The sequence below is a fragment of the Bacillus sp. N447-1 genome, assembly GCF_022701035.1.
Taxonomy (GTDB): domain Bacteria; phylum Bacillota; class Bacilli; order Bacillales; family Bacillaceae_G; genus Bacillus_A; species Bacillus_A cereus.
Genome location: NZ_CP065509.1, coordinates 1,236,798 through 1,249,470 on the forward strand (window position 1 = coordinate 1,236,798; position 12,673 = coordinate 1,249,470).

Here is a 12,673-nt window from a genome sequence, read left to right on the forward strand (position 1 = left end):
GTTCTATAACTTTTTTTATTTAACCTATTTTCTTATCCGCTCTAGTTGCTGGTTGAACTTGGTTTTTCACTTTTAAAATGCTAAGTCCATATCCGATAAATCCACCGATAATCGCTGGGAAGATCCAGCCTAATCCTACTTCCTGCATCGGAAGGAATTTAGTGAACACTTGGCTTACTACTTCAATGTTAACTCCAGCTGCACTTAATCCATCGAATAAGCTGATGATAAATGTTACGATTAAGCTCACTTGATAAACTTCAGCTCTTCCTTTGAATAATGAATGGAAGAATGTTAAGAAAATCAATACGATTGCTAGTGGATAAATTGCTGTTAATACTGGAACAGAAACTGCGATTAACTGTGTTAATCCTACATTTGCAACAATTGCACTAAATACACATAGCGTGATTGCAATTGCTTTGTAAGGAACATTTGGGAATAACTTATGGAAGAATGAAGAACATGCTGATACAAGTCCCACACTAGTTGTTAAACAAGCTACTGTAATCATTAATCCTAATAATACTCCGCCATATGATCCGAAATAGTAGTTAGAAACTTTCGCTAATACTTCTCCGCCGTTCTCTAAATGTCCAAGCTTTGCAACACTTGAAGCACCCATATAAGAAAGTGCTGTATAGATAATTGCTAAAATAGATGCTGCAATAATTGTCGCTTTTGCACAAACGACCATAATTTGTGTTTTCGTTTTCGCACCTTTTTCTTTAATAGCATTGATAATGATAATCCCGAATACGAATGATGCAAGCGTATCCATCGTTAAGTATCCTTCTTGGAATCCTTTAAAGAATGCATGTGATGTATAAGCTTCCACTGGTGCTTGCATATCTCCAATCGGATGTATAAAAGCAACGATTACTAAAATACCGATGAAAGTCAACTTAATTGGTGTTAAGATTTTTCCAACAATATCGACAATTTTCGCGGGATTTAGCGAAAAAAAACAAGTGATACTAAAGAATATAATTGTGAAAAGAATTAAAGGTGTAGAACCTACTCCTTCTGGCATAAACGGTTTAAGACCAATTTCATAAGAAACATTTCCTGTTCTCGGTATTGCAAATAACGGACCAATCGCTAAGTATAAAACTGTTGTAAACACAATCCCAAACACTGGGTGAGCACGACTAGCTAACGACTGCAAATCATCTTTACCTGAAAAACCAAATGCTAGCACACCTAGTAATGGTAATCCAACACCAGTTACTAAAAATCCAGCGTTAGCAATCCATACATTCTCTCCTGCTGATTGACCAAGCATCGCTGGGAAAATTAAATTTCCCGCTCCAAAAAATAGTGCAAATAACATTAATCCAATAACTACTATGAACGAAAACGGTACTTTATTCGCCATAATATAACCCCCATTCAAGTTTCCTTATCTCATTTTCCAATTTTAACTAATTGAATTTTCTGAATATTTAATTTAAGTATCAACTATTCTTGAACTCATTATAGTTTGCTATATAATATTTTGCAATACTATTTTCGAACTTTTCTTTTATTTTATAAATATACATTTTTTAACATGAAAAATAGACTAAAAAACCAACATGGTCATCCATGTTGGTTTTTCCATTTACTATCATGAATTAAAATTTTGCTGCTACTTTTTTAACGTTTTCTAGACCTTCTTCAACAATTTGTTGTGAACGATCTGGATATTGATTGTGTCCTTCAATTACAACTGTCTCTGGATTTGTAATTCCCCAGAATCCAAGTACCGTTGTTACGTAATTAACTGCCATTTCCATAGGAGCCATTTGCTCTGAAGAGTAATCTGAACCACGAGCACCTAACACAACTACTTTTTTACCACCAACTAAACCTTCTGGGCCATTCGCTGTATATTTAAACGTTTTTCCAGCTTGAGATAAGTATGAAATATATGTGATTAATGGCGCTGGTACTGTAAAGTTCCATAATGGGAATGCAAATACAACCTTATCAGCTTCTAAAAACTGATTTAAATATTGATCTACTGTAGCAACTGCCTTCTCTTCTTCAGCAGTTAACTCCATGCCTTGGCTACGTTTATATCCACCTGAAATCGCGATATTTCCGTAATAAGGAAGATCTAATGCAAATAAATCTAATTCCGTAATTTCTGTATTTGGATTTGCTTCTTTATAAGTACTTACAAATGTTTCATACATTTTTGAACTAACTGCTTGCTCCGCTGGACGATCGTTTGCTTTTACAAATAATACTTTTGACATTTTTTTATTCCCCTCTACATTCGTATTTTCTTCTTTTTTACCAAATAATGAGCTAAATAGTCCCATTTTCTTCACCTAATCTTTCTTTTCATATTCATTATTCATCATCATAAAATTCTTATTCTAAGAAAAAGTTCCAATAGATACCTTAAGTTACGCTATCACAACTTTTTGTTATTTAATTACCTTATGTAAGTGATTGTAATATAGTCACTTACTTTAGTCAAGTAACTTTTGATAAAAATAAAATCTCAAATTAAAAATATTAACTAAAATACAATTGAACACCAAATACATCTTTATTACTTGTATAATAAACTTTGAGAGGAAAATTCATATATAGAAAGGATTTATTCATGAGCACTATAGAAAAGATTCAAACTTTTATTATTCTTTTTGCTGTTACATGCGGCATCGTACTCGGACAATTTAATATGATACATACGTATTCAGACAAATTTATTGTCCCCTTCTTATTTTTCATGCTATATGGATTATTCCTCAGCATTCCATTAAAAGAAATAAAAAACGGATTTCGCAATTTAAAATTTGCTGGAACAAGTCTTACTATTAACTTCTTATGGACACCTTTACTCGCTTGGGGGTTAGGAGCACTATTTCTTTCCGATCATCCAGCACTTTGGGTTGGATTTATAATGTTAATGGTTACTCCATGTACAGATTGGTACTTAATCTTTACTGAAATAGCGAAAGGTAATGTAGCACTTTCTACTGCAATTTTACCTGTAAATTTAATTTTGCAAGTACTGCTCCTTCCCATTTATTTATTTTTATTTGCTGGTGTCATGAAAACTGTAGCGATTTCTGTTTTAGTAGAAAGTATTGTTATCGTAATCGTCTTACCATTTATACTTGCACACGCTACAAAGTTCATTATGAATAAAATGAAAAAAGCTGAAACTCTCGAGAATAAACTCATTCCGTTTTTCAGCTCTGCTCAAATTGTATTTTTAAGTTTAGCAATAGTAGCGATGTTTGCATCACAAGGTAAATATTTACTGCAAAATATGAATGTCGTTTTATTATTACTCGTTCCTGTTCTATTGTTCTTCATCATTAATTTCTTACTAGGACAATTTATCGGGCGCATCATGCATTTATCTTACAAAGATACAGTAAGTCTAAGCTTAACAACGTTAGCAAGAAACTCACCTGTTGCACTCGCTATCGCTGTAACAGCTTTTCCAGACGAGCCTCTTATCGCACTTGCACTCGTTATTGGACCGTTGATTGAGTTACCGGTACTAGCTTTTGTTTCACAAGTTTTGTTGCTTATTAAGAAAAAACGGCAATACGCATAATAAAAACCGTCCCATTTTGGGACGGTTTTTATTATGGAAAGATTACATACAACACTTGCTTCTTATTTATCAATACAAATGAAATTACCGAAACTACAAACGTAATAATACCAATTGTAATAAAGTGAAACTTTAATCATTGGGGGTTTTGTTCATCCCCCAATGATTATTAGCCCTCACCACTCCCGCATTAACAGATCCTTTCTAATTAAAAATGATAGGAAACGTAAATATAACGAAAGCTGCCCAAAGTCCGTATATTGGCAAATACTTCGTAACGGCATCTTGGATAGCTTTTAGTCCTGATTTATTTTGCAAGAAACGCATATAGGCAAACATAATCCAAATGAGATTTGCCCAAATCAGTATGTTTACTCCTAAAACAGCAAGTCTATTAGGTGTAATCCCGTAAGAAGAAAGTCTGAATACTATGGCTGACAATGCGACAGTGTCAATAATAAGCGCCAGAACAATTAAGGAAAAATTTATATAATCTGAAATGTTCTTTTTCTCGTCCGAGTCACTCTCAACGATAGAAAATATAGTAACAGCCAATACGCCAAGCAGTATTCCGTTGAAGGCCATTAGGAAATTGCGATCCAAGAATGGATTTTTCCCGATCCAAATTACCGTTATAAGATAGATAAGCAAGGTAATCAGGACGAGAGGACTAAAAATTTTAGATATGTATGGTGTAATATTTTTAGCAAGCTTAAGATTCATTGATACTAAGTATGCAGTCACAATAGCGAGAGCCGCTGCTCCAAATAAAACAACATTACTAAAATAGAATTCTCCTATATCTAAGTCAACAAAGCTAAATAAACGCATGGTGAATACCGCAAGTATCATTCCGCTCACTGCCATGCTCCCGTAGAGAAGACAATATTCTAAATTAAATTTAATATAGGCTAATCTTGTACTGCCTTTTGAATATTCATTTCCTGTAAATGCAAGCCCTACTAAGACCCATAAAAATATAGGAAGATGTAAATACGCAAGTATGGTACTGTCTTTATAATTTACTGGCAGCGTATTAAGATAATACCCGGAAATTAGGAACAACGCTGCAAGGGAATAAATAATACTTTTTTTCGGAGTATTATTGTAAACAAAATAAGCAGCAATAAAGGGAATTACACCAAAAGCCAAGTTAATTGGAGCAATTGCTTCCTGCTCAACAAAGTGGAAAATGATCCTGGTGCTTATGCCGGCCAGAATAGCTAAAAGGCCCATGAATAAGAAACCTTTTTGAAACAAAGATGTTTTTTCTTTATTTACTTTCTCCTTGAAATGCAACCTTTCATACCAAGCACCTAGAACTTGAGAATCAGGGTTTTGGTCCCATGCTTGTGAGAATGCTTTTTTAAAAGCTTTCGGATCTTTTCTATACATCTTCTCCAACTCATGGGGGTTATCCATATTTTTAACAATCAAATTGTTAATGTTCATAGTTATACCTCCTCTAATTTTAAAAATAAGGTTGTTACCTTTTAACAAAAGCACCTCACTCATTTATTATGATTTTGATTTTAATACAAGTTTTATCGTTTTACAATAAAAATTATTATTTAAAGGATTTTTTTATCGTTAAATTTTATATAAAGAAAAACAAAAGAGCATGACAGTTTTATGTCATGCTCTTTTAACAAATTAATTCTCAAATACAAAATTAATCTTATTATCTTTCCACTCTAATTTCGCATCAAACGTTTTCTCGCCCTTTTTAAAGCCTTTAATTAAATCAGTCTTTTCACCTTTTAAGAGCTTTGTCATATTCTTTTGCGAAATTGTTTTACTTAATATCTTCTTTGAAATGGTGAAATCACATTGCGTTGTATTATAGTTAGAACAACCGTAAAACGTTGACTTATCAATTACATCGCCATCACATTTTTTACAGCTACCAACCTTTTTACCCGTTGTAAATTTCGATCCTTTTCGTTCAATCGATTCAACATGTAGTCCAGTGAAATCCCACTTCTCAGACATTTCCACTGCATCTTCAATAATTTTAGCTGATAGCTTTTTCGTCTGTTCCATAAATGTAGCTGGTGAAGCTGTACCTTCACCAATTTCCGCAAGACGTTGTTCCCATTTCGCAGTCATTTCTGGTGAAGCTAGTATTTTATCACCAATTGCGGTAATTAATACTTTTCCTTTATCAGTCGCATACACTTGGTTTTTCTTTACATCTATATACTTACGGTCTTTCAGCATCGTAATAATACCTGCGCGAGTCGCTTCCGTACCATATAAAAAAAATTATGAGCTTAAATATATTGTACATTAATAATTATTACAGTTATAGCTATAATAAGATTTTTAAAATCTTTTATGCACGCAATTAAATGATTATTTTCAATATACAAAATATTATTTATAATTTACATAGAGAATGATTCGTCATCTACTACTTTTTATAAGGGTGTTCCTCATACAAGAATTAATGGATAAAAATAATAACATTCTTCCTTTTAATGAAGAGATAACAACAAGAATAAAGTTTATTATGTATCCTGTATGGATTAGTATTGGGAGGAATGTACAAGGAAAACCTATACAAAAGAAACATGCCACATTAGCTATAAAAACATTTATGACTAAGCATGCTATTATTCATCCTCTAACGGATTTCATATTTTCCAAATGGAAACATAGAAACTACAATACTATGAAAATACATACACAAAATTTAGCAGTATTTTTGAACTTTCTTCTAAGAAAGCAGAAGAATTACAAATTATATTCTCTAGAACATTTAAATTACGAGCATGCAATTTGTTTCTTAAACAATTTGACTTTGGAAGGGAAATCTAGAGCAACTGTTCTAAGTTATCGGTGTACTATAAAAGAGTTTTTCATCTACCTTTCAAAAAATAATTTAAACAATACTCTATCAACAAGTAATGAACATTTGATTAGTTCTAAAAATTCTATTGCAGATTACATTAGCACGCAATTTGAAAGCATCATTGTCCCTTCACCAGAAAAAAGTAACATTGAACATGATATACCGCATATTTATATTTTAAGATTTTTAGAAATTGTATTTGAAATAGCAAATCCTATTGCATTAGGGGTCTACATGCAAATATTTGGTGGTTTACGTGTTGGAGAAGTGGTGAATATTAGAACGTCCGAAATTAAACTCATAGGTCCTTACGGTCAAGATGGTTTGCTTTTAAATGTTAAAAATAGTATTAATCGCATTGATATTAAAGATGGATCAGGTTCAAGTTATGTCAAAAAGCCAAGAGATCAATTAATTCTCGGGTTTAGGGATTGGCTAAGACAATTATATAAATTACACTACCAGCAATATGTAAAAGACTCCGATATTAATGCTATTTTCCTTAATAAAAAAGGTTTACCAATGACTGGCGCTAGTTATCGTTATTATTTTACTAAGGCAAAGAAAGCCTTTATTAATTATTTAAAACATTCCCAGGACCCAAATGACAAAATAGCGTCCATCGCCCTAAGTAATACCGATTGGTCTACACATATAGGTAGAGGAATTTTTACCAACATGCTTGCAGAAGTTGCAAAAAACCCTCAAGATGTCGCTCTTTTACGCGGAGATGATAATCTATCAAGTTCACTTGAGTATATGTCAAATACAAAACGAATGAAAACCAATTTAGAGCATTACCTTAATCAACTTTATATTAATACCGAAATAAAACTATAAATTACAATAAACATTTAAGGAGAACTAATATGAAGTTTTTCACAATAAAAGAAGCAGCCGAACAATTATCCTTATCTCGTGGAATCGTATATAAACTTATTAATAACGGAGAATTGTATGCGAAATGGATTTCAAAAAAAGAGATGCGAATTGCAGAGGAAGATATTGCGAAATTTAAAGAAAATGATATTGCAAGAACACACTACCCTATATCTTTAGCTAGCCAAAAGTTAAATATACCCTTGGAAAAAACACGTAGACTGCTCAAACTTGGTGCATTTCCAAATTCAATTAAACAAGGTAGACAATATTATATTTCAAAAAAAGATATAATTTCATTTATAAACTTACTTCAGAAGAAAGAATCTTCCTATACAGTAGAAGACATAAGTAAAATACTTAATATCACTGTCCCAGCTGTACTTGACCTTATAAAAAGGAGAATTTTTACAAATACTTTTAAATTCCCTTGCGACAAAAGGTATTATATTCCAAAAGAAGATGTTGAAGGTCACCCCTTTTACTATAATAATGATTCGTATCTTTCAAAATAGAATTATTATAAAAAGACGGGCTTATATACCTTTAACAGATATTATTGATTATGAATCAATGCTCGAGTTACCTGAAGGATTTATGACTGTTCAAGACGTTTGTAAGAAACTTAATAAAGATGATAGTAGTATTTTACCACTTATTCATAATGGTGAATTTCCTAATGCATATTTTAATGTATTTCAAAAAAAATATTTAATACCGGAAACAGAGCTATCAGATTACTTAAACAGACAAGCAACATTCAAAGATTACATTTCAATTGAAAACTGTGCTCAAAAGCTCTCTTGTACAGAAAAAGAAGTTTTACAAATGATTAAAAATGGTACTTTAAAATTTACTAAAAAAAACTTAAGAGGAGAGATACTTATATCAGAAAAAGAACTACACGATTTTTTAAGCTTTCAAAAAGCTAGTGAAAATTTTCTAACTCTAGAACAAGCTGCTAAAGAACTTGAAATGCCAAGAAAAACACTTCACAAATTAGTTCAAAACGAGAAGTTGGAGTTCTCCTCTTTTTCTGACACTAATTCATACGAATCAAATTCAAATACTAATTTTTTTATCCCCAAAGGTACTATAGACTCTATTAAAACAAATAAGAAAAAGAGCTTTTCTATGATTGCTATTGAATTATATAATAAAAAAATTGCAACATTACATTACAGAGAAGACTTCAAAAACACTGTAAATTTATATAATGATTTTGTATTATTAAAAATTTCTCAAACTAGAGGCCAAGAAGACTCTTTTACAGATAAAGCACGCTCCTTATTTAACACTCTAAATAGCATTATTCTTAATTTAAGAACAGAAATCACCTTATTAACTGATGAAGAGCTCGAAGAGGTTTTAAACACCGAGAGCATCCCGCTTACTCATAAACAAAACTTTATACATTTTTTGAACTATTGTTATAGTAAAGTGCAATGTATATTTAAAAACACCTATAAAATTGAATATAATGAAAAACTTAAAAGAGATAAAGAAATATATGATAAACAAACATTTCTTGCTTTTTATACATACGCGAATAACATTGACCTACATATTGCAATGGCAAAACAGAATAAGCAATATGCTCAAACTTGGCTTTTTGTTATTATGCATATGATTAACGGATGGAGAAAATCCACAATAGTTACCGAACTTCCAAACTTACCTTTAGAAGAAATAGAAGGCTTAAACATTTATAATTTAGAACAGCTTAAAGATAATGGTCTTTCAATTAATCAAGCTCAAAGTATTGTAAATTTTTATTATGTAGTATGTAAGAAAATTCACATTTCTAAAACGGGTTCTTTAGGGCAATTTCTATGTAATGAAGACATGATTATACCAGCTGCAACATCATTGCTAATTTGCGAATTACATCGTAGGAACTATAAAAAACAAAATCGTTTACTTGGCTCACTAAGCAAATATAGTAATTCACACTCACGTTTTCATACCTTTTTTGATAAAAATAAAAAATTACCTAAATTTAACAGTTTGATTATGAATCGCTCTTTACTCACTCACTTTTTCTATACTGTAACTAACTATGGTAAACACTCAGAAATATCGCATGAACTAACTAAAAACTTAAGAAACCATAGAAATATGAATTCAATTACTGCCTATGTTCAATCTACAAATCACGATGGGAATTTGGACACCGTCTCGCTTAACTTATTTAATCGCGGAACCTTTGGATGGCTCTATAATTTCATCATTGATTTAGCAATGGATAAAGATACAGAGTTTGATTTATTAGAAAATCGTACATCTATTATACAAGTTTTGAAAAATGATTATTCTCCTTCTCAATTAGAAGATATATCATTTCTACTCCTTAAATATCAAAATGAAAGAGCACCAATTATTGATAAATTAATGCAACTTCCAAAAGATCAAGTGATAGAGATTATTATTAAAATCTTAAAGGAGAAAATCCTTCTAAAACTAAGCATGTACAATGCATTATCTATCCGCAGTGCGCTTTTCCAAACTTAGATTCTTGCTTAAACTGTCCTAATGCAATATTCAATATTTATTTATTGATTAGTATCGTGGAAGAATTAAAAATATTCATACCTCTATAAAAGTTCTAACTTCGATACAATTCGATATCGAGACACCATGAGGTTTATTTTAATTTTAGATATAATTAACCAAGCTATTTCAGAATTTGGAAAATCTTATATAGAGACCTTTATTAACTTTGAAGTCCTTGAAAATATCATTACCGAGACAAATAAATATTTTCTCTTTAACTATCCAAATTATCACCTCTCTACTAAAGGAGGTAGTCATTAATGTTAAACAAAACTAAATTCCTAGATAAAGATGGTTCTATTAATTTAATTTCCATAAAGCCAACGCATTTTCAAGGCACAAAGGAAGAGATAGAATCATTTTTACAAAATTTTAACAAATGGAAAACCGCTAATATAATTGAAAATGAATCCTTTTATGATACAAAATGGTTCATAAGAGACAAAGACTATAATCGTCGTGGAATTTTATTTGATATAGAACTGTACAGCACTTTAAATATTACTTTAAAGTGCTACACCATTTACTTAATTGAACAACATTTCTCTGTCAATCATATACAAAATGTCATTCATTGTATAAAAGAATCGATTCAAATATCAAAAGCATTTAACTTAAACTACCTTACTGATTTGGAAGAATATATAAGTAAACACAACTACAGAAAAAGAGACGATTTAGCCAGATGTACGATAAACTTTTTTCTTTCATTGAAATTACCAATTCAAATAAATTTATTGATATTTGCTCACCTTTCATTAATAATATTCAAAAAATCGAGATTTACCTAATTATCGCCATATACTATATTTTGATGAAAAAATCGAACAATTTTTGAATGAGGGGACTAAATTTGAACTAAAAAAATATTTCCCAATTGTGCTTTGGTGGAAAATAACCACTGTTATACCTATACGCCCTACAGAATTCTTAAAACTTAAAAGGAGCTGTGTAAATCCAACAAAAAACAGTGTAAATAAATATGAAATTACACTTCCTAGAAGTAAAGAAAAAGGTACTTTACTAAGGGATCTTGATATAACCGACACACTTCAAATTAATAAAGAAATTTATGATTTAGTTCAGACCTTTAAATCCTTCTTATCTAAGGAGGATAATAGTCAGTATTTATTTACCTATAAATACTATGAAATGTATAAAGAACACCTTGGGAGTGAACGTACAAGGCATACTGAGTTTCTTCCTTTAAGACAATTTGATTCTCTAATTGATCAGTTCTACCGCGAGATATTAAAAAAGAAGTACAATTATGATCAAATAGAACAAATTTCTCCTGGAGATACTCGACACTTAGCATTTTGCAACATGATGTTACAAGGATTTAATATGCTAACCATAGCTATTATTGGTGGACATAAGCGTTTAGAGACACAAAAAGGCTACTGGAGTCATCTTACATATTTCACCGAATCATGGGTATATAATTTAACTGAGAAACATAGGAGATTAATGCACGTAAATACTTCCTTACCAGACTCATCGTTCTCTCAATATACTAGAGACACTATTAATAAATATAAACTATATAAAGATACATATGATACAAAGAACTTTTTACCAGTTGATTTTGGATATTGCACTGATATCGAATATCCTTTCAATTGTACTGGGGATTGTCGCCACTGTAGTCATTATTTGTTTTCACCTGAGACAGATAAAATCGACGAAGGACTGACCTGGCTCAATGACTATTCAAAACTATTAAAAAGAAAAATTAACGAGCAAGTTAGCATGTTAACATTTCTTTCTAAAAATATGAATTACAATCTAGAAGAATTAAATTACTCTTTAATTGATCAAGAAAATTTATCTTCAAGTGCCAATGAATTAAATCGTTTATTAAATCAAAAAGCTATTGTGGGTGCCAAATTACCTAAAACAATTGAATAATTGTATTGCATAAATAAACCACTTAATAAAAGGAGGATACATTACATTGAATAAAAAAGAAAAAGGAAGACCCCCAAAATATACCGATGAAGAATTAACTAAAATTTTACTAGAATATGTATCAAAAACACCTGGGAGAATAAATTTTTCAGCCCTAGAAGGTGTAACGGGAATAAAAAGACATGTATGGTCTCGAAGGAAGCGTAAAGATATCGAACGATTAAATACACCTTTATTAAGTACAAAAAATGATGCTCCTCCTCTTCCACTACCTAATATCGAATTTATTATTGAACGTTATGGTAATGATACAAAAGCTTTGTCAGGTGCTTTAAAACACGTCAATGAAGTGATTCACTCGCTTTACGATGACCTATTACAATCACAGAAAAAAATTGAACAATACAAAGAAAACATTGAACAACAACAAAACAAAATAAAAGAGCTGACGATTACTTTAAGAGAATATGAAGACATTGTAGCTGGAAGTGTATATAAAAATAATAGAGAAGAAAATCAACTTCAAAGTAATCTACTTACTATCAATAATAATAACAATAAAGAAAACGCAGTAAGTTTAGATTTTAAAAAGATGTTTCGAATATCTTTTAAAATAAGATGTCAATTGGTGACATTCTTAAAACAGAAAAAATGGCTCATTCACTTTTTAAAATTATAATTTATTTATCTTTCTTTCATCCAATATCATTCTTCATCTGGAATATTCACTTAAAAATAAATAACAAAAATAAATTTATAAAAATCTTTTTGGCTCCTTTCGCTAATAATAGATTGAACACTTCCTCCCTAAGTTGATAAGATAGGAGGCTAGCTAGTACATTTTCTTTTCATCATTTGTACTCCTTATACTAATATTTATACAACGTATTAGTATTAATAAATGTAGATAC

The 12,673-nt window shown here is 30.8% G+C and carries 10 protein-coding genes and 1 pseudogene; 7 read left to right on the forward strand and 4 right to left on the reverse strand.

Annotated features, from left to right (window positions below; translation table 11 throughout):
- Positions 1-19: 19 nt before the first annotated feature.
- Together brnQ and IQ781_RS06165 are read right to left on the reverse strand one after the other, a co-directional pair.
- Positions 20-1,378, reverse strand: a complete 1,359-nt coding sequence (gene brnQ / locus IQ781_RS06160) for a branched-chain amino acid transport system II carrier protein (protein WP_001284786.1) — start codon at positions 1,376-1,378, stop codon at positions 20-22.
- A 238-nt stretch (positions 1,379-1,616) separates the two neighbouring features.
- On the reverse strand, positions 1,617-2,309 hold the full coding sequence (locus IQ781_RS06165; RefSeq protein WP_000522528.1) for an FMN-dependent NADH-azoreductase: 693 nt from the start codon (positions 2,307-2,309) through the stop codon (positions 1,617-1,619).
- Between the two features lie 290 nt (positions 2,310-2,599).
- Between IQ781_RS06165 and IQ781_RS06170 the strand changes: the two genes are divergently transcribed.
- Positions 2,600-3,565, forward strand: a complete 966-nt coding sequence (locus IQ781_RS06170; RefSeq protein ID WP_000103809.1) for an arsenic resistance protein — start codon at positions 2,600-2,602, stop codon at positions 3,563-3,565.
- A gap of 204 nt (positions 3,566-3,769) precedes the next feature.
- Here the strand turns inward: IQ781_RS06170 and IQ781_RS06175 are convergent, their stop codons facing one another.
- Both IQ781_RS06175 and topB read right to left on the reverse strand, forming a co-directional pair.
- The gene (locus IQ781_RS06175) at positions 3,770-5,017 is read right to left on the reverse strand and encodes a DUF4153 domain-containing protein (protein ID WP_001024720.1); all 1,248 of its coding nucleotides are present in this window, start codon (positions 5,015-5,017) and stop codon (positions 3,770-3,772) included.
- Between the two features lie 201 nt (positions 5,018-5,218).
- Positions 5,219-5,818, reverse strand: a pseudogene (gene topB / locus IQ781_RS06180) (DNA topoisomerase III); the annotation flags it as partial.
- Positions 5,819-6,014: 196 nt separating this feature from the next.
- On the opposite strand from topB, the gene IQ781_RS06185 reads away from it, so the two are divergent.
- The 6 genes from IQ781_RS06185 to IQ781_RS06210 all read left to right on the forward strand — a co-directional run bounded on the left by IQ781_RS06185 (position 6,015) and on the right by IQ781_RS06210 (position 12,441).
- Positions 6,015-7,259, forward strand: coding sequence for a site-specific integrase (locus tag IQ781_RS06185; RefSeq protein ID WP_242808252.1), 1,245 nt, complete (start codon positions 6,015-6,017; stop codon positions 7,257-7,259).
- A gap of 29 nt (positions 7,260-7,288) precedes the next feature.
- Positions 7,289-7,813 (forward strand): helix-turn-helix domain-containing protein, encoded by a 525-nt coding sequence (locus tag IQ781_RS06190; RefSeq protein WP_242808253.1) that lies wholly within the window; start codon positions 7,289-7,291, stop codon positions 7,811-7,813.
- A gap of 82 nt (positions 7,814-7,895) precedes the next feature.
- On the forward strand, positions 7,896-9,809 hold the full coding sequence (locus IQ781_RS06195; protein WP_242808254.1) for a helix-turn-helix domain-containing protein: 1,914 nt from the start codon (positions 7,896-7,898) through the stop codon (positions 9,807-9,809).
- Between the two features lie 302 nt (positions 9,810-10,111).
- Positions 10,112-10,642, forward strand: a complete 531-nt coding sequence (locus IQ781_RS06200) for a hypothetical protein (RefSeq protein WP_242808255.1) — start codon at positions 10,112-10,114, stop codon at positions 10,640-10,642.
- 43 nt (positions 10,643-10,685) lie between these two features.
- The gene (locus IQ781_RS06205; RefSeq protein WP_242808256.1) at positions 10,686-11,762 is read left to right on the forward strand and encodes a site-specific integrase; all 1,077 of its coding nucleotides are present in this window, start codon (positions 10,686-10,688) and stop codon (positions 11,760-11,762) included.
- A 46-nt stretch (positions 11,763-11,808) separates the two neighbouring features.
- Positions 11,809-12,441: a hypothetical protein gene (locus tag IQ781_RS06210; protein ID WP_242808257.1), complete on the forward strand. Its 633-nt coding sequence runs from the start codon at positions 11,809-11,811 to the stop codon at positions 12,439-12,441.
- The last annotated feature ends 232 nt before the right edge of the window (positions 12,442-12,673 follow it).

What these genes read in the sequence shown, in the direction of transcription:
- IQ781_RS06190 (WP_242808253.1), top strand. Translation starts at nt 7,289, where the DNA reads ATGAAGTTTTTCACAATAAAAGAAGCAGCCGAACAATTATCCTTATCT.
- brnQ (WP_001284786.1), bottom strand. Translation starts at nt 1,378, where the DNA reads ATGGCGAATAAAGTACCGTTTTCGTTCATAGTAGTTATTGGATTAATG.
- IQ781_RS06195 (WP_242808254.1), top strand. Translation starts at nt 7,896, where the DNA reads ATGACTGTTCAAGACGTTTGTAAGAAACTTAATAAAGATGATAGTAGT.
- IQ781_RS06165 (WP_000522528.1), bottom strand. Translation starts at nt 2,309, where the DNA reads ATGGGACTATTTAGCTCATTATTTGGTAAAAAAGAAGAAAATACGAAT.
- IQ781_RS06185 (WP_242808252.1), top strand. Translation starts at nt 6,015, where the DNA reads ATGGATAAAAATAATAACATTCTTCCTTTTAATGAAGAGATAACAACA.
- IQ781_RS06175 (WP_001024720.1), bottom strand. Translation starts at nt 5,017, where the DNA reads ATGAACATTAACAATTTGATTGTTAAAAATATGGATAACCCCCATGAG.
- IQ781_RS06170 (WP_000103809.1), top strand. Translation starts at nt 2,600, where the DNA reads ATGAGCACTATAGAAAAGATTCAAACTTTTATTATTCTTTTTGCTGTT.
- IQ781_RS06200 (WP_242808255.1), top strand. Translation starts at nt 10,112, where the DNA reads ATGTTAAACAAAACTAAATTCCTAGATAAAGATGGTTCTATTAATTTA.